This window comes from Stenotrophomonas maltophilia group sp. vghtpe118 (assembly GCF_052605195.1).
The window spans coordinates 1,105,053-1,121,668 of record NZ_CP199672.1 but is presented as its reverse complement, the minus strand read 5'-3'; the positions used below and the strand labels follow the sequence as shown (position 1 = coordinate 1,121,668).

Genomic DNA, 16,616 nt, shown 5'->3' with positions numbered 1-16,616 from the left:
GGTGTCCATTTCGGGTTGTCCAGCCATGTCCGATTCGCGTTCCCTGCTCAGTTTCCATGCTACCCACGCCCTGCTGGCCGAGGGCTGGGCCCGCGATGTCCGCCTGCAGGTGCGGGACGGCCGCATCACGGCAATCAGCAAGGGGCAGGCCGCGCAGGGCGGTGACACCCGCGTCGGCATCCTGGTGCCGGGCCTGCCCAACCTGCACAGCCACGCCTTCCAGCGCGGCATGGCCGGCCTGACCGAGATCGGCGGCGGTGACGGCGACAGCTTCTGGAGCTGGCGCGAGCTGATGTACCGCTTCCTGGCCCATCTGCGCCCGGATGCGGTGCAGGCCATCGCCGCCCAGGCCTACATGGAAATGCTGGAAAGCGGCTTCACCCGCGTCGGCGAATTCCATTACCTGCACCACGACGCCGAGGGCCATGCCTATGCCAACCGCGCCGAGATGAGCGCGCGGATTGCCGCTGCGGCCGATCAGACCGGCATCGGCCTGACCCTGCTGCCGGTGTTCTACGCGCATGCCGATTTCGGTGGCGCGCCGCCGAATCCGGCGCAGCGCCGCCTGATCCACGACGTAGAGGGATTTGCGCAGCTGCTGGATGCCGCAAAGCCGGCATTGACCACGCTGCCTGACGCGGTGCTCGGCATCGCCCCGCACAGCCTGCGCGCGGTCACCGGCGAAGAACTGAGTGCGTTGTTGCCGCTCACCGATGGCCCGGTGCACATCCATATCGCCGAGCAGGTGCGCGAAGTCGAGGCCTGCCTGGCCTGGAGCGGCCAGCGCCCGGTGCAGTGGCTGTACGACCATGCACCGGTCGATGCGCGCTGGTGCCTGGTGCATGCCACCCACATCACCGATGACGAGCGCGCGGCCATCGTCGCCAGCCAGGCTGTGGCCGGCCTGTGCCCGATCACCGAAGCCAATCTGGGCGACGGCCTGTTCCCGATGCAGGCGTTCGCCCGCGAGGGCGGGCGCTTCGGTGTCGGTTCCGATTCCAATGTGCTGATCGATGCAGCTGAAGAACTGCGCCTGCTTGAATACGGCCAGCGGCTGACCCTGCGCGGACGCAACGTGCTGGCGCCGGATGCCACCCGCAGCACCGGTGGTTTCCTGTTCGAAGGCGCACTGCGCGGTGGAGCGCAGGCGCTGGGCGTGGCCGCTGGCCTGCAGGTCGGTGCCAGTGCCGACCTGGTCGAACTGGACGCCGCGCACCCGGCGCTGCAGGCGCGACAGGATGACGCATGGCTTGACAGCTGGGTGTTCGCCGCACGTAATGGCGCGCTGCGATCGGTCTGGCGCCATGGCCGCCAGTGCGTGGCCGAGGGCCGCCACCTGCAGCGCGAGGCGATCACCACCGCCTTCGCCGCCGCCCTGCGCGGCGTGCTGGGCTGATCGCCTCCGCCACCGGGACCTCATTACGTGAAGGCAAGCAAGTCCGCCACGCTCAACCAGCGTATCCGCAGCGATCTGGAAAGCCGCATCCTCAGCGGAGAGTGGGCGCCGGGCTTCCGTATTCCGTACGAGCACGAGCTGATGGAGCAATACGGCTGCTCGCGGATGACGGTGAACAAGGTGCTGACCGCACTGGCCGAGAGCGGCATGATCGAGCGCCGCCGTCGCGCCGGTTCATTCGTGGCGCGTCAGCCGCCGCACCTGGAACAGGTGGCGCTGGAGATTCCCGATATCGCGATGGAGGTCGGTTCGCGCGGCCATCAGTACGCGTACCGCCTGCTGCAGCGCGAGCTGCGTCTGGCCGACACCGGCAATGCCGGTGAAGTGGAGCTGGCCGGCAGCGAGAAGCTGCTGGCGATGCGCTGCCTGCACCTGGCCGATGGCCGTCCGCTGGCGCTGGAGCATCGCCTGATCAGTCCGGTGGGCGTGCCCGAGGTACTGGAAGTCGATTTCAGTACCACCGCGCCGGGCAGCTGGCTGCTGCAGAACGTGTCCTGGACGCGCGCGCAGCATCGCATCAGTGCCTGGGGTGCGGATACCGCTACCGCCAGGCTGCTGGAGGTGAAGCCGGGCACCGCATGCCTGGTGATCGAGCGCCTGACCTGGCGCGGTGAACAGCCGATCACCCGCGTGCGGCAGGTGTTCCTGGGGGATGCCTGGGACCTGGTTGCGCGCTTCGCGCCGGGCGCTCGCTAGGGATTCCATCCACGCATGGCGTGGATCTACTGGTCCGGTACGGCTGTCGTCTTGAACTCTGTTGGTGCGTGTGTACGATGTGTATCGTCCCTGCATGAAGAGCAGGGACCTCATCCGGGATCTGGAGGCGGCAGGTTGGACCTGTTGCAGGATTCGCGGATCCCATCATGTATTCGTGCACCCGCAGTGGCCTCACATCATCACCGTGCCTCACCCCAGAAAGGATCTGGGCAAGGGGCTGGTTCAGGCGTTGCGGAAGCTCGCAGGATTGACGTAGGAGGTCCCATGCGCTATCCAGTCTTGATTGAGGCCGGCGATGAACGCACCGCGTGGGGGGTCATCGTTCCCGATCTGCCGGGGTGCTTCTCGGCAGCCGACACGCTTGACGATGCACTCAGCGCGGCCGAGGAGTCTGCGCTTGCCTGGATCGATGCGGCCCTGGATGAGGGGCGCTCGATTCCCAGTCCTTCTGCGCCACAGAAGATCGTCGCCGAGGCTCCCAGTGGTACGGCCTGGATTCTTGCCTACATCTGCATTGATCCATCTCTGCTGGACGACACCATCGAGCGGGTCAACATCAGCCTGCCGCGTCGCATCCTGGCCAGGCTGGATGCGCAGGCCAGGGCGGCCGGCGAATCCCGCTCCAGTTACATCGCCCATCTCGCAGCATTGGGCTGAGCGGGCGCCTTGTAGAGCCCAGCCCATGGTCGGCTGCTGTTCGCGCGTTGCGCGATGAGTCGAGCGTGGCTCGACTCTGCAAAGGCATCCACGCATGGCGCGGGATTCAGTAGATCCACGTCATGCGTGGATGTTGCCCCATCAATACGTAGCGCACTGCCGCCAGCGTACGGGTTCATCCACGCCGGGGCGGGCGTTGAGCTGGATGCGCACGTTGCGCAGGGCAGGGTAGTGCAGCACTTCCTCACAGACCTGCGGCCAGACCTTTTCCAGTTCACCGGTGCGGTTGATCGCCAGCGTCTGCCGGGTCAGCCAGACACCGCTGGCGATGCCGGGCTTGCCGGCCAGGGCGCGGGCCAGATCGGCCTGGAAGCGCTCCAGCGTGGCCGCATCCGGATTGGGATTGCTGCGCGCGTCGGCCGCCGGGGCGACGGCAGCCGCGGGTGAAGGGGCGGCCGGGAGCACTGCCGCGGTGCCAGCAGGTTCCGCCGCAGGCGCGGTTGAAGGCGTCGCCACCACCGGTGCCGCAGCAACCGGCGCGGCCTCTTCCACACGCAGGCCCTGCAGGCCCAGGCCAACCAGCAGCCCCAGCGTTGCCGAACCCAGTGCGGCGATGGCGATGCGGCGCAGCGCTTCGTGCCGGGCGCTGGCGCGCACGCGTGCTTCGATGTCGCCGGGCAGGTAAGGCTGCAGCAATGGCCACAGGCGCGGGCCGTCCAGCACTTCAACCGCCTGCTTCTCGGCTGCGCTGCGGCCGCCGCGCTCGATGCGGCCTTCGGTCAGCAGCACACCGCCCTTGGCACCGGCCAGGCGCGCGGCCGCACCCAGCTCGTTCACTGCGGCGGTGCCGATGCGGTAGGCCAGGCCATGCTTGCACGACACCAGCCAGTGGTTGGGGCCATCGCTGAGCATGAAATCGCTGCTTGGCTCGCGGGCTTCTTCCGCCGGATCGATCAGTTCACGCAGGCCGCGCTGTTCGCGCAGCATGCGCTTGACCAGAACCGAGAATTCGCGCCAATGCATGCCCGCCAGGGCCTGCAGGCCGAGTTGCATCTCCTTTTGCCGCCGCTTGACCCACCACAGATAGACAACGGCCAGGAAACAGCTAAGCAGGGCCGACAGCAGGGCCAGGATCCAGGGGAGCATGCAGGAGTAGGGCGGAAGGGGCAAAAGCGGAGAACGACAGTGTAAAGGTCGCGGTGCCTGGCCGGGTCAGGATGTTCCTGACAGAAAGCGTGATGGAGCGCGCAGATCGGCGTACAGCGGGCACGAAAAACCCGCCAATCCTGAAGCCGTGAGGGGAGGGAACAAACGGCAGCCGAAGCGATTGGCGGGTTGCTCGCGATTGTCAATCAATTTTTATTGCGTTGCAACAATTGCGCTCAGGGCACGCTGTCCGGCGACTGATGGCTGCCCGGAGCAGGGGCGTCGGTGCCGGACGCGGCGCGGTTTTCCAGCTTGGCCAGGCGCGCGTGCAGGGCATCAATGCGGGCCTCCAGTGCGGTCACTTCGTCGGCGGTGGGTACATGGAGGCGCTTGAGTACGCCCTGCACCTGGTCATCGAAGGCCTTCTCCACCTTGTTCCAGGTGCCGGACGCCTTCTCGCGGGCCTCGTCCAGCGAGGTCTCGACATTGTCACGCCAGCCCGGGCCCTGGTCGCCGTTACGTTCACGGCGGCGGGCTTCCCAGGCTTCGCCTTCCTTCACCAGGCCATCGAAGAAGCGGCTGCCCTCGGCCTGGGCGCGACCCAGCGCACCCAACCCGGCCAGCCAGACCTGCTGGGCCGAATCGCTCAGCTTGCGCGAGAAGCGCTCGGCCTGGTCACTGAAAGAGGCATCGTCGTTGCGGCGGTCGTCGTTCTCGTAGTGGTTCATCGCACTTCCCGTGGGAGTTGGGCCTGACCCCGAGAGTAGCGCGCACCGGCGTTGCACGGCCGTGACGGCCGCCGCCGGGGTTCAGCCCAGCTTTTCCTTCAGCACACGCTGGATCTCGCCTTCGACCATGCCCTTCATCGCCGACAGCAGGAAGCCCAGCTTGGCGGTTACGCGCACGGCACCCGGCTGCAGTTCGATCGCACCGTCCACGCCGCTGCCGGAGAAGTTCAGTACGTCGGCGGTCCAGGACGACTTCAGGCCAAAGCGCTCGGACAGCTTGGCAGCGACCTGTTCGATCGCGGCGCGCGCCTGTGCATCGGGCAGGGCGTGGGCGTGGCGGACATCGATGGTGGACATGCAGGCTCCTGGCGCAGGGCGGGGTAGGTCGAAGAGGGCAAGCATTGTGCGCATCAAGGGCCGCCGCGCCAAGCACTCATCGTGGGTTCTTCTTCGTTGGCGACCAACCTGCTAGTCTGCGCCGCGTGCAGAACCTGCTTGTTCACTTCAGTCAACAACAACAGCCCGACCAGCCCTTGCGGCCCGGGGTGCAGCGCATCGTGCGCCAGGCCAACGGCAGCGTGCGGCTCGGAGATCCCGGCCACGGCGCACTGCTGCTGGCCCAGTTCTGCATGGATGATCGCGGCCTCTGGCTGCAGGTCGGCAACGGCATCCCCGGCGTCCACGTCAACGGTCGCCCGGTACGCCGGATGGCCCTGCTGCGTGCAGGCGATGCGGTGTATGTGGATGGCGTGGAGATGGTCCTGCAGGGCGAGGTCGAAAGCCTGCTGCAGGCGCCTGCGCCGAAAACCGAAGATGGCAGCGACGAGCAGCAGCGGCTGCTGCGCGGTGTCGGCGGCCTCCATCATGGCCGCAGCTTCACCCTGTCGCGGGCCCGCCTGATCGGGCGTGGCAACGAGGCTGACATCGCCATCGATGACCCGGCTTTTGCCGAGCAGCATGCCCGCGTGGAAGTGCACGGCGAACGCGTGCTGCTGCGCGACCTCGGCAGTGCCGACGGCACCCGCGTCAATGGCGTGGCCGTGCGCCATTGCTGGCTGCAGGCCGGCGACCAGGTGGTGTTCGATGGCCAGCACCGTTTCGTGCTGGAAGTGCCGCATGATCCACGCCGGCGGTCGTTGCCGGTCGAGGACGAGTCGGGCGAGGACGTGGAACAGGCGCCGGTGCTGCCGGCTGCGCCGCGCAGGGTGCGGCGCTGGCCGTGGCTGCTGGTCAGTGCGCTGCTGCTGGCCGCGCTGCTCAGCCTGCTGCTCTGGTTCGGCGCGCGCTGACGATGGTGCCGGCCGCTGGCCGGCAACCGCCGCCCCTGAATCCGTGAGGTTGCCGGCCAGCGGCCGGCACTACCCGGTCGCGTCGCCGATGGATTCCAATGAAACCAAATTTCCCTTGCCGCACAAGGCCGCAAGGCTGGTGCACTGCGGCATACTAGGGGTCTTGCCCCACAGGTGTGACATGACGCGCGCGTTCAACTTCAGTGCCGGCCCTGCGACTTTGCCGGAATCGGTCCTGCGTCAGGCGCAGGCGGAAATGCTGGACTGGCACGGGTCCGGCGCTTCGATCGTGGAAATGAGCCATCGCGGCGCGGAATTCATGTCCGTGGCCGCCGAGGCCGAGGCCGACCTGCGTCGCCTGCTCGATATCCCCGAAGACTATGCGGTGCTGTTCCTGTCCGGTGGTGCCACCACCCAGCAGGCGTTGATCCCGCTGAACTTCGCCGCCCCCGGCCAGCGTGCCGACTACGTGGTCAGTGGCCACTGGGGCAAGACCGCGGTCAGGCAGGCCGGTGTCTACGTGGACGTCAACATCGCCGCCAGCAGCGAGGCCGATGGCTATCGCACGCTGCCGCCGCACGCCGATTGGCAGCTCTCGCCGGATGCCGCCTACGTGCACATCACCGCCAACGAGACCATCCACGGCGTCGAGTTCCGTGATGTGCCCGATACCGGCAATGTGCCGCTGGTGGCCGACTTCAGTTCGTCCATTGCCAGCGAGCCGCTGGACGTGCGCCGCTACGGCGTGATCTATGCCGGTGCGCAGAAAAACCTGGGTCCGGTCGGCATCGCGGTGATGATCATCCGCCGCGACCTGCTCGAGCGCAGTGGCCAGCCACGCGCGGACATCTTCGATTACCGCTCGCATGTCGCCCGCGATTCGATGCTGAACACCCCGCCGACCTGGAACTGGTACCTGGCCGGTCTGGTGTTCAAGTGGATGCTGGCCGAGGGCGGCGTGACCGAGTTCGCCAGGCGCAATGCCGCCAAGGCCGCGCTGGTGTACGGCGCCATCGACGGCTCCGGCGGCTTCTACCGCAATGAGGTTGCACACGCGGCCCGTTCGCGGATGAACATCCCGTTCTTCCTGCCCGATGCCGATCTCGATGCCCGCTTCGTGGCCGAGGCCAAGGCCGCTGGCCTGCTGGCGCTGAAGGGGCACAAGGTCGTCGGTGGCATCCGTGCCTCGCTGTACAACGCCATGCCGCTGGCCGGGGCCGAGGCGCTGGTCGCCTTCATGGCCGATTTCCAGCAGCGTCACGGCTGAGCAATGAACGGCGCGCACCGTCGGGTGCGTTCCCCGCAACAAGGAATTCCGATGGCAAGCAGCAAATCCAGCAAGAAGGCGCCGAAGAAGGCCGAACCGGCCAAGGACAGCGTGCCCACCAAGGCGAAGGGCAAGGCCAAGGCCACCTCGAACCCGGCACCCACCCTGGCGCCGCTGGCGCTGGCCGATGTGCGCTCGAAGATCGACCAGATCGACCGCGACATCCAGAGCCTGATCGCCGAGCGCGCGCGCTTCGCCCACCAGGTCGGCAAGGCCAAGGGCAAGCTCGCCGCCGCCGTCGACTACTACCGCCCCGAGCGCGAAGCGCAGGTGCTGCGCATGGTGGTGGACCGCAACGAAGGCCCGCTCAGCGATGAACTGCTGGTGCACGTCTACCGCGAGATCATGTCGGCCTGCCTGGCCCAGCAGGAGCCGCTGAAGATCGGCTACCTCGGCCCGGAAGGTACTTTCAGCCAGCAGGCCGTGCTCAAGCACTTCGGCCGCTCCGCGCTGGGCCTGCCGATGGCCAGCATCGAAGAGGTGTTCCAGGAAGTGGAAGCGGGCAACGCCGATTTCGGCGTGGTGCCGGTGGAGAATTCGGGGCAGGGCACCATCCAGATCACCCTGGACATGTTCCTGACCTCCAACCTGAAGATCTGCGGCGAAGTGGAACTGCGCGTGCAGCAGTACCTGATGTCGCGCAGCGGCCGCATCGAGGACATCGAGCGCATCTACGCGCACCCGCAGTCGTTCATGCAGACCTCGGCGTGGCTGCGCGCCAATCTGCCGAAGGCCGAGAAGATTCCGGTGTCGAGCAACGCCGAAGGCGCGCGCCGTGCGCGCAACGCCGACGACGCGGCGGCCATCGGCGGCGAGAGTGCCGGCCACGTGTACGGCCTGAAGAAGGTGGTCACCAAGCCGATCCAGAACGATGCCGACAACACCACCCGCTTCCTGGTGGTGGGCCGCAACATTTTCCCGACCTCCGGCCACGACCGCACCTCGGTGCTGGTGTTCATCCATGACAAGCCCGGTGCGCTGTTCGACGTGCTCAGCCCGTTCGCCCGCCACGGCATCAGCATGAACCGCATCGAGTCGCGGCCGTCACACCACGGCAAGTGGGAGTACGGTTTCTTCATCGACCTGGCCGGCCACATCGACGACGCGCCGATGCAGGCCGCGCTGGCCGAACTGGAAGCGCACTCGGCGCAGATCAAGGTGCTGGGCTCCTATCCGGTGGCCGTGCCCTGAGTGCTGCTGCGGCGGCAACAGCCGCCGCTCCCTGATGCATCGCCGGCGCTGCCGGTGTTTACGGAATGATCGAACGATGAGCAACGCGCAACACTGGATAGCCCGCAAGGGCCAGCCGCTGCAGGGCAGCCTGACCATTCCCGGCGACAAGTCGGTCTCGCACCGCTCGGTGATGTTTGCCGCGCTGGCCGATGGCACCTCGCACATCGAAGGCTTCCTGGAAGGCGAGGACACCCGCGCGACCGCGCGCATCTTCAGCCAGCTGGGGGTGCGCATCGAAACGCCCAGCCCGTCGCAGCGCGTCGTGCACGGTGTCGGCATCGATGGCCTGAAGGCGCCGGATGCACCGCTGGATTGCGGCAATGCCGGTACCGGCATGCGCCTGCTGGCCGGCCTGTTGGCGGGCCAGTCGTTCGACTGCACGCTGATCGGCGATGAATCGCTGTCCGGCCGCCCGATGCGCCGCGTCACTGGCCCGCTGTCGCAGATGGGCGCAAAGATCGACACCCAGGACGACGGCACACCGCCGCTGCACGTGCATGGTGGCCAAGCGCTGCACGGCATCGATTTCGCCTCGCCGGTGGCCAGTGCGCAGGTCAAGTCGGCGGTGCTGCTGGCCGGGCTGTATGCGCAGGGCGAAACCTGCGTGACCGAACCGCACCCGACCCGCGACTACACCGAGCGCATGTTGTCCGCGTTCGGCGTGGACATCGCGTTTTCGCCGGGCAAGGCCCGCCTGCGCGGTGGCCAGCGCCTGCGCGCCACGGATATCGTGGTGCCCGCCGATTTCTCTTCGGCCGCGTTCTACCTGGTCGCCGCCAGCATCATTCCCGGTTCCGAGCTGCGCCTGAAGCAGGTCGGCCTGAATCCGCGCCGCACCGGCCTGTTGCATGCGCTGCGCCTGATGGGTGCGGACATCACCGAAGAGAACCCGGCAGAACAGGGCGGTGAACCGGTGGCCGACCTGGTGGTGCGCTACGCCCCGCTGAAGGGCGCACGCATTCCGGAAGAACTGGTGCCGGACATGATCGACGAGTTCCCGGCGCTGTTCGTGGCGGCAGCTGCTGCAGAAGGCCAGACCGTGGTGACCGGCGCCGCCGAGCTGCGGGTGAAGGAATCCGATCGTCTCGCAGCGATGGCCACCGGCCTGCGCGCGCTGGGCATGCAGGTGGACGAAACTGAAGACGGTGCCACCCTGCACGGGGGCGTGCGCCTGGGCAGCGGCACCATCGAAAGCCACGGCGACCACCGCATCGCCATGGCGTTCGCCATTGCCGGCCAGATCAGTAACGGCGAAGTGCGCATCAACGACATCGCCAATGTCGCCACGTCCTTCCCGGACTTCGACGGCCTGGCGCGCAGCGCCGGCTTCAACCTGGCCTGACCGGCGGATCAGGTTTTCCGGTAGGTGCCAACCATGGTTGGCACGCGCCCCCTGTCCGGTAGGTGCCAACCTCGGTCGGCACGCTCACATCGCCCGGTAGGTGCCGACCTTCCTTGGTCGGCACGCTTCTCCGCATAAAAGGACGGAGGCCGAAGCCTCCGTCTAAACATCACGAACCCCTCGTCCGCGATCAACGCTGTCCGGTACGGAAATCCACCGGGACCCGCACCACACTGGCCACTGCACGGCCTTCATGCATCGCCGGCTGGAACTTCCAGTTCTGCACGGTGCTCAGCACCGCACGATCCAGGTCACGGCTGCGCTCGCCGCTGCGCGAAACAATCGCAGCATTGGTCACTTGGCCGCGGGCATCGACATTCAGGCTGGCGATCACGCTGCCCTGCACGCCATTGCGCAGCGCGGCAGCGGGGTAGGTCGGCTTGCTGTTGCCCGCCAGCGGGCGCGCCTCGCGATTGCGTACGGCAGGGGTCGCCTTGCGCTGGTTGCCGGCCGCTGCGGCCTGGCGTGCCGCAGGCTGCTGTACGTCGGCGACCGGCGCCTGCTCGGGCGCGGGCAGCATGCGCTCGCCGACCGGTGCCGGCGCCACGTCTTCCTGGTTCGAGTGACGCAGCCAGAGCAGTGCGGCGGCAAACATCGCCACGATCAGCGCGATCCACATCCAGGGCGACGTGGGCTTGTGCTGTTCGCTGGCGTCCTGCTGTTGCTGCGGCGAATGAAGGTCTTCGTGGGTGGTGGCGGTCATCGCAAACTCCTTCCGTCAATGGACGACGGGGAGAGTGTTGCGCGGGCCAGTGGCGGGAAGTGTCAGCGTTGCGTCAACGCAACCGGCAGGGTTCAGTTTGCCTGCCGGGAAACGTTCAGTTACTGGGTCTTGAAGTCGAACGGCACTTCAATGCTGCCCGGTACGGCCTGGCCGTTGCTCTGTGCCGGGGTGAAGCGCCAGCGGCGCACCGCATCGGTCGCGGCACGGTCGAGCTCGCGTGAGCCGCTGCGCTGGATCACCGTGGCATTGTTCGGATAGCCGGTGGCATCCACGTCCACGCGTACGACCACCGTACCGGTTTCACCGGCGCGCAGGGCGGCGGGGGGATAGGACGGCGGTGGCGACTGGCCGGCAATCGGCATCGGCTGGCTGTTGCCCGTGGCAGCCGGCGCGGGAGCCGGTGCGGCCGGGGCCGCTTCGGCGACGGGCGCCGGCGGTGGCGGCGGGGTTTCGACCAGCTTCGGGGCTTCCTCTTCGACCGGGGCCGGCTTGGCATCGGGCATGTCGCTGGAACCGGCGGCCGCCGCCAGCGGTTCGGGCAGCGGTTCCACCTGCGCCGTCTCCTGCGGGGTCTGTGCGGCCGGGTCGGCGCGGAAGAATTCCTTGTCGCGACCGGTGAACCAGACCAGCACGAACAGCAGCACGCCCACGCCGAAGGCGATGCCCGCGATCTTCAGGGCGTTGCGCGGGATATGCACGGTAAACGACTTGGCGGACGACGAGCGGGGTGCAGACATGGACCGGACCAGTACGGAATGCCCCGATTCTGCCACGGCGGGAATGAACCGGGCGGCAGAAATCCGTATAACAAGCGATAATCCCATCCCTGATACCCACCACGACACCTGCCATGCTTGATCCAGCCCTGCTCCGCCACCAGCCCGCCGACCTCGCCGAACGCCTGCGCGCCAGCCGCGGCTTCGAGCTCGACGTGTCTGCCTTGGAGTCCCTGGAGGCCGATCGCAAGCGCATCCAGGTGCGGACCCAGGAGCTGCAGAGCCTGCGCAACAGCCGTTCCAAGGCCATCGGCCAGGCCAAGGCCAAGGGCGAGGACGTGTCGGCCATCATGGCTGAAGTTGCCGCCTTCGCCGACGAGCTGAAGGCCTCGGAGGTGGCGCTGGACGAGCTGCGCGAGAAGATCGAAGCGATCTCGATGGGGATCCCGAACCTGCCGGCCGATGACGTGCCAGCCGGTGCTGACGAGAACGACAACGTCGAGCAGGCGCGCTGGGGTACTCCGCGCCAGTTCGACTTCAACGTGCTTGACCACGTCGAACTGGGCGCCCGCAATGGCTGGCTGGACGGCGAGACCGCGGCCAAACTGTCCGGTTCGCGCTTCACCGTCCTGCGCGGCCCGATCGCGCGCCTGCACCGCGCCCTGGCCCAGTTCATGGTCGACCTGCACACCGGCGAGCACGGTTACGAGGAAACCAACGTACCGCTGCTGGTCAATGCTGACTCGCTGCGCGGCACCAGCCAGCTGCCGAAGTTCGAGGACGACCTGTTCAAGACCGCCGTGGGCGACTCCACGCGTTATCTGATCCCGACCTCGGAAGTGCCGCTGACCAACATCGTGCGCGACGAGATCGTCGACGCCGAGCGTCTGCCGCTGCGCATGACCGCTCACTCGATGTGCTTCCGTGCCGAAGCCGGCAGCGGCGGCCGCGACGTGCGCGGCATGATCCGCCAGCACCAGTTCGAGAAGGTCGAGCTGGTCTCGATCAGCCGCCCGGAAGACAGCGACGCCGAGCACCAGCGCATGACCCGCTGTGCCGAAGTGGTGCTGGAAAAGCTGGGCCTGCCGTACCGCAAGGTGCTGCTGTGCACCGGCGACATGGGCTTCTCGGCGGTGAAGACCTACGATCTGGAAGTCTGGCTGCCGTCGCAGGAGACCTACCGCGAGATCTCCTCGTGCTCGAACTGTGGTGATTTCCAGGCCCGCCGCATGCAGGCGCGCTGGCGCAACCCGGCCACCGGCAAGCCGGAGCTGGTGCATACCCTGAACGGCTCGGGCGTGGCGGTTGGCCGTGCGATGATCGCGGTGATGGAGAACTACCAGAACGCCGACGGCAGCATCACCGTGCCGGAGGCCCTGCGCCCGTATATGGGCGGCCTGGAAACGATCGCCTGACAGCCGGCGCTTTGCGCCGCCGCCCGAGCGTAGGCTCGGGCGCTACAGATCCATGTAGAGCCGAGCCTATGCTCGGCTCTCCTTTATGGCCCGCAGCTTCTCCAGCGGTACCCATCCCGGTTCGCCGGTCTCCGGCACGCACCACGCCCAGCCATTGAGGGTGCGCAGCCCGCGCAAGATCTGCCCGGGATCCACATCCAGCTCCCGCGCGCAGTAATCCTCCGTGGCATAGGCGTCATCCTGCGCATCGCGACCGATCACCGGCGCCGGCACGAAACCGGGCTGCTGCCCTTCGGCTTGGCACAGGAACCAGTCTTCCCAGCCCTCCGGGCCTTCATAACGTTCGCCCACCACCAGCGCCTGGCCACGGCGCAGGGTGATCGGGTGCGGAAATTCGCTGCGGTGCGCAGCCGTCACGATGTAGTTCATGGCCCCAGCCTAGCGCGTCGCAAAAGAAAACGGCCCCGCATAGCGGGGCCGCCAGGGTGGGCCGGGATGGGGGAGGGGATCCCGGCCCGCGTTCAGCGCCCAGACGAGGAGAGAGGAGCGCCGAACGTTGGAACGCGTTACGCAGCGACGGCTTCGGCCGCTTCGTGCGACGGCAGTGCCGCCAGTGCACCGGCAATGGCGTCTTCACGGTGCTGCGGCGAATAGGCGATGCCCTCGGCGCGCACGAATTCGACCTCGTTGATGCCCATGAAGGCGAACACCTGGCGCAGGAACGGCTCCTGGAAGTCGGCCGGCGAGTCGGTGTAGATGCCGCCACGGCTGCTGGCGATGATCACCCGCTTGCCACCGGCCAGGCCCACCGGGCCGTTCTCGGTGTACTTGAAGGTGCGGCCGGCCACGGCCACGCGGTCGATCCAGGCCTTCAGCGTGGACGGAATGCTGAAGTTGTACATCGGCGCGCCGATCACCACGATGTCGGCGTCCAGGAACTGCTGCATCACCTGTTCAGCATCGGTCGCCTCGGCCGCGTCGGTCCTGGCCAGCGAGCTGCTGCTCAGATGCGGTACCGGATTGGCGTCAAGATCGCGATAATCGACCTGCAGGTCATCGATCTGGCTGGCGAAGCGGGCGACCACGGCGGCCGACAGCTGGCGCGAGACGGAGTTGTCGCCAAGCACGCTGGCGTCGAGATGCAGAAGCTTCATGGCAGTCACCTGTGTTCTGGGAGGAAGGGGCGGGGTGGCCCCGCCGACGGAGAGAACGATAGGTTGTTGCAAAGGCGGAATAAAGGTGATTGAATGCCACGTATTGTTCTAGATATGGAACTCGGGTATGCATGACCTGAATGACCTGTACTACTTCGCGATGGTGGTCGACCACGGCGGATTCGCCGCCGCCGAGCGCGCACTGGGTATTCCCAAGTCGCGCCTGAGCCGCCGCATCAGCCAGCTGGAAACCGACCTGGGCGTACGCCTGCTGCAGCGCTCCACGCGCCGTTTCGCGGTCACCGATGTCGGCACCAGCGTGCATCGCCATGCGCAGACGATGCTGGCCGAGGCCCAGGCCGCCCGCGAAGTGGTGGACCGCCTCAGCGCGGAGCCGCGCGGCGTGGTGCGCGCCAGCGTGCCGGTGTCACTGGCGCAGATGCAGCTTCCCAAGCTGCTGCCCAAGTTCCTTGAGCAGTACCCGAAGGTGCGGCTGCAGCTGAACATCAGCAACCGCCGCGTGGATATCATCAATGAAGGCTACGACGTCGCCCTGCGCGTGCGTTCGCGCCTGGACGACGACGGCAGCCTGGTGATGCGCAGCTTCGGCCAGGTGCAGGAACTGCTGGTGGCCAGCCCGAAGTACCTGGACCGCGCCGGACGCCCCAAGGACCCGGAAGAGCTCACCCAGCACGTCACCCTCAGCATCAGCGAAGACGAAGCACGCCAGCGCTGGGAACTGCATGGCCCGGAAGGCGAAGTGCGCCGGGTCGACTTGCAGCCGCGCGTGGCCGGTTTCGACTTCCCGCTGCTGCAGAGCATGGTGAAGGACGGTTTCGGCATCACCATGCTGCCGGAGACCGTGTGCGCCGACGCCGTGCGCAACGGCGAGCTGGAAGTGGTGCTGCCGGACTGGTCGCTGCCGCAGGGCGTGTGCCACGCCGTGTTCGCTTCGCGCCGCGGCCTGCTGCCGGCGGTGCGCGTGTTCATCGACTTCCTGGCCGAGCACCTGCCGCCGCAGCTGGAGGCCTCGCGCCTGGATTGCGGTGGCGCCTGTGAGAAGGCCAAGGAGCGAATCAAGGCCAGTGCACTGGGTGCGCTGGCGGTGGATGCCGGCTGAGAGCGCTGAACGGTAGCGCCGGGCCATGCCCGGCGTTGCTGTTTTCCGACGATCAGTTCCGGCCGAACAGCCGGTCCCAGAAGCTGCGGCGTCGCGCTGCGGCCGGTGGCGGTTCGGCCGCAACGACGGGCGCTTCCAGCACCGCCATCAGTTCCGCGCTGCGCGGCTTCTTCAGGAAGCGCGCATAGTCCAGATAGCCGGTCACCTTGCTCATGTGAAGGCGTTCGGGCATTGCCGGCAATGCGCCGCCCTGCAACAGCACCCGCAATGCCTGCGGGCGGTCCAGGCGGATCGCCTCGTACAGGGCGGTGCCGCCGCAGCCCGGTTCGATCTGGTTGGCGCGCTGCGGCGCATCCTTCAGCAGGTCCTGCAATGCCTCCGCGTCGTCTCCTTCTACCGCAGCCACCAGCCGCGCCAGCGCCTCGGCTTCCGCAGGGGGCAGGTTGTCGCGATAGGCCTGGTCGGCAATCTCGCGCTCGTCGCGCCCATCGCCGCCCTGGATGCACAGGAAATCGGTGACCAGGGCGACCGGAATGCCGGACGTATCCAGCCCCCAGTAGCTGGGATAGACACCGTCGCCCCAGCCGCTGGTGAAGACCACCAGGCCGTGCGGCGAGTTCTCCCCCCAGGGGCGGTATTCGACGCCTTCGTCCAGGCCATCGTGGTCGATCAGTGCATCCGACCATTCACTCTCTTCCTCGCCATCGGCCTGTTCGATCAGGGCCAGCAGCGCCTGCTGGGTGTCGGTGTCCATGAAACAACCGATGCCAGCGTCGACCGGATAGCCGATGAAGCTGTCCTCATCCAGGCCGGTCAGGTCCTGGGTGGCCCAGCGCGCCATCTGCCAGTGCAGGGCGGTCGCGGTAAGAGCTTCGCGGGGCTTGAACCAGACCACGGCCAGGGCCGGGTGGCCGCTGTGCACGATGATTTCGACCGGGTGCCGCCCCAGCGGGGCGGTGTAGTCGGCCAGCGCAGGCGCCTCGGCCTGGACCAGCGGATCGCAGACCACCAGCTGCCCGCTGCTGACCGGCAGGTGCCCCGCGAAGGTGCGGTGCAGGGCCACAGCGGCCAGCTGTGTATCGTCCAGCAGGCAGGTGCGCAGGTTGGCCAGATCGAGATGGGCCATGGCGGCTCCGAGTGCGGTGAAGGCTCCCACCGCGCCGGATGCGAAGGGCAGGGGCAAGGTGGTCTTGGGCAAATGCCCTTCACGTGCGAGAATACGTCGCTGCCCGGGCGACCGGGACCCGATTGGAGAGATGGCCGAGCGGTTTAAGGCACCGGTCTTGAAAACCGGCGAAGGGTTAAACCTTCCGTGGGTTCGAATCCCACTCTCTCCGCCAGTCTTTGCAAAAAGCTCCTGGAAATAGGGGCTTTTTCGCTTCTACAGCCTTAGCTGCCCGCCCGCTTACCCTTCCACCTGCAAAGGTCGATTCTGCGCGATCTGCTGCCGAACCCAGCCTTGCACCCCGGATTCTATCCAGAGGAAGTTGTCGCCTCGGCCAACAACAGGCGCAGCGCAATCTTCTCCCTGC

18 protein-coding genes and 1 tRNA gene are annotated in these 16,616 nt (G+C 67.2%); 11 read left to right on the top strand and 8 right to left on the bottom strand.

Features of this window, described 5'->3' with window-relative positions:
• Window positions 1–25: 25 nt before the first annotated feature.
• The 4 genes from ACUDTM_RS05300 (at window position 26) to ACUDTM_RS05285 (ending at window position 2,830) form a co-directional block, all read left to right on the top strand.
• The gene (locus tag ACUDTM_RS05300; RefSeq protein WP_353080304.1) at window positions 26–1,396 is read left to right on the top strand and encodes a formimidoylglutamate deiminase; all 1,371 of its coding nucleotides are present in this window, start codon (window positions 26–28) and stop codon (window positions 1,394–1,396) included.
• A gap of 27 nt (window positions 1,397–1,423) precedes the next feature.
• Window positions 1,424–2,152: a histidine utilization repressor gene (gene hutC, locus ACUDTM_RS05295; protein WP_072168119.1), complete on the top strand. Its 729-nt coding sequence runs from the start codon at window positions 1,424–1,426 to the stop codon at window positions 2,150–2,152.
• 94 nt (window positions 2,153–2,246) lie between these two features.
• Window positions 2,247–2,429 carry a type II toxin-antitoxin system HicA family toxin gene (locus tag ACUDTM_RS05290; RefSeq protein WP_072168179.1) on the top strand — a complete coding sequence of 61 codons (183 nt, stop codon included), beginning with the start codon at window positions 2,247–2,249 and terminating at the stop codon, window positions 2,427–2,429.
• Between the two features lie 8 nt (window positions 2,430–2,437).
• Window positions 2,438–2,830, top strand: a complete 393-nt coding sequence (locus tag ACUDTM_RS05285) for a type II toxin-antitoxin system HicB family antitoxin (RefSeq protein ID WP_005417308.1) — start codon at window positions 2,438–2,440, stop codon at window positions 2,828–2,830.
• A gap of 141 nt (window positions 2,831–2,971) precedes the next feature.
• On the opposite strand, the gene ACUDTM_RS05280 is transcribed toward ACUDTM_RS05285, so the two are convergent.
• From ACUDTM_RS05280 to ACUDTM_RS05270, 3 genes are all read right to left on the bottom strand, one after another.
• Complete coding sequence (locus ACUDTM_RS05280) at window positions 2,972–3,976, bottom strand: restriction endonuclease (protein WP_353080305.1); 1,005 nt, start codon at window positions 3,974–3,976, stop codon at window positions 2,972–2,974.
• A gap of 236 nt (window positions 3,977–4,212) precedes the next feature.
• The gene (locus tag ACUDTM_RS05275) at window positions 4,213–4,704 is read right to left on the bottom strand and encodes a phasin family protein (RefSeq protein ID WP_005417304.1); all 492 of its coding nucleotides are present in this window, start codon (window positions 4,702–4,704) and stop codon (window positions 4,213–4,215) included.
• Between the two features lie 81 nt (window positions 4,705–4,785).
• On the bottom strand, window positions 4,786–5,061 hold the full coding sequence (locus tag ACUDTM_RS05270; RefSeq protein WP_005417302.1) for a polyhydroxyalkanoic acid system family protein: 276 nt from the start codon (window positions 5,059–5,061) through the stop codon (window positions 4,786–4,788).
• A gap of 125 nt (window positions 5,062–5,186) precedes the next feature.
• On the opposite strand from ACUDTM_RS05270, the gene ACUDTM_RS05265 reads away from it, so the two are divergent.
• From ACUDTM_RS05265 to aroA, 4 genes are all read left to right on the top strand, one after another.
• Complete coding sequence (locus ACUDTM_RS05265; RefSeq protein ID WP_445391200.1) at window positions 5,187–5,993, top strand: FHA domain-containing protein; 807 nt, start codon at window positions 5,187–5,189, stop codon at window positions 5,991–5,993.
• A 181-nt stretch (window positions 5,994–6,174) separates the two neighbouring features.
• Window positions 6,175–7,260, top strand: coding sequence for a 3-phosphoserine/phosphohydroxythreonine transaminase (serC, locus tag ACUDTM_RS05260; RefSeq protein WP_088497904.1), 1,086 nt, complete (start codon window positions 6,175–6,177; stop codon window positions 7,258–7,260).
• 51 nt (window positions 7,261–7,311) lie between these two features.
• Window positions 7,312–8,511 carry a prephenate dehydratase gene (gene pheA / locus ACUDTM_RS05255; RefSeq protein WP_005417297.1) on the top strand — a complete coding sequence of 400 codons (1,200 nt, stop codon included), beginning with the start codon at window positions 7,312–7,314 and terminating at the stop codon, window positions 8,509–8,511.
• A gap of 76 nt (window positions 8,512–8,587) precedes the next feature.
• The gene (gene aroA, locus ACUDTM_RS05250; RefSeq protein WP_353080306.1) at window positions 8,588–9,895 is read left to right on the top strand and encodes a 3-phosphoshikimate 1-carboxyvinyltransferase; all 1,308 of its coding nucleotides are present in this window, start codon (window positions 8,588–8,590) and stop codon (window positions 9,893–9,895) included.
• A 190-nt stretch (window positions 9,896–10,085) separates the two neighbouring features.
• On the opposite strand, the gene ACUDTM_RS05245 is transcribed toward aroA, so the two are convergent.
• Together ACUDTM_RS05245 and ACUDTM_RS05240 are read right to left on the bottom strand one after the other, a co-directional pair.
• Window positions 10,086–10,658 (bottom strand): energy transducer TonB, encoded by a 573-nt coding sequence (locus tag ACUDTM_RS05245; protein WP_188240841.1) that lies wholly within the window; start codon window positions 10,656–10,658, stop codon window positions 10,086–10,088.
• Window positions 10,659–10,777: 119 nt separating this feature from the next.
• On the bottom strand, window positions 10,778–11,416 hold the full coding sequence (locus ACUDTM_RS05240; protein ID WP_334271435.1) for an energy transducer TonB: 639 nt from the start codon (window positions 11,414–11,416) through the stop codon (window positions 10,778–10,780).
• 113 nt (window positions 11,417–11,529) lie between these two features.
• On the opposite strand from ACUDTM_RS05240, the gene serS reads away from it, so the two are divergent.
• The gene (gene serS, locus ACUDTM_RS05235; RefSeq protein WP_188240842.1) at window positions 11,530–12,810 is read left to right on the top strand and encodes a serine--tRNA ligase; all 1,281 of its coding nucleotides are present in this window, start codon (window positions 11,530–11,532) and stop codon (window positions 12,808–12,810) included.
• A 66-nt stretch (window positions 12,811–12,876) separates the two neighbouring features.
• On the opposite strand, the gene ACUDTM_RS05230 is transcribed toward serS, so the two are convergent.
• Both ACUDTM_RS05230 and ACUDTM_RS05225 read right to left on the bottom strand, forming a co-directional pair.
• Window positions 12,877–13,239, bottom strand: a complete 363-nt coding sequence (locus tag ACUDTM_RS05230; protein WP_088497906.1) for a ligand-binding protein SH3 — start codon at window positions 13,237–13,239, stop codon at window positions 12,877–12,879.
• 137 nt (window positions 13,240–13,376) lie between these two features.
• Window positions 13,377–13,964, bottom strand: a complete 588-nt coding sequence (locus tag ACUDTM_RS05225) for an FMN-dependent NADH-azoreductase (RefSeq protein ID WP_088497907.1) — start codon at window positions 13,962–13,964, stop codon at window positions 13,377–13,379.
• A 127-nt stretch (window positions 13,965–14,091) separates the two neighbouring features.
• Between ACUDTM_RS05225 and ACUDTM_RS05220 the strand changes: the two genes are divergently transcribed.
• Complete coding sequence (locus ACUDTM_RS05220; protein WP_005410175.1) at window positions 14,092–15,084, top strand: LysR family transcriptional regulator; 993 nt, start codon at window positions 14,092–14,094, stop codon at window positions 15,082–15,084.
• Window positions 15,085–15,136: 52 nt separating this feature from the next.
• On the opposite strand, the gene ACUDTM_RS05215 is transcribed toward ACUDTM_RS05220, so the two are convergent.
• On the bottom strand, window positions 15,137–16,210 hold the full coding sequence (locus ACUDTM_RS05215) for a DUF4241 domain-containing protein (RefSeq protein WP_072168108.1): 1,074 nt from the start codon (window positions 16,208–16,210) through the stop codon (window positions 15,137–15,139).
• Window positions 16,211–16,334: 124 nt separating this feature from the next.
• Between ACUDTM_RS05215 and ACUDTM_RS05210 the strand changes: the two genes are divergently transcribed.
• Window positions 16,335–16,424: transfer RNA gene (locus tag ACUDTM_RS05210), tRNA-Ser, on the top strand.
• Window positions 16,425–16,616: the final 192 nt, after the last annotated feature.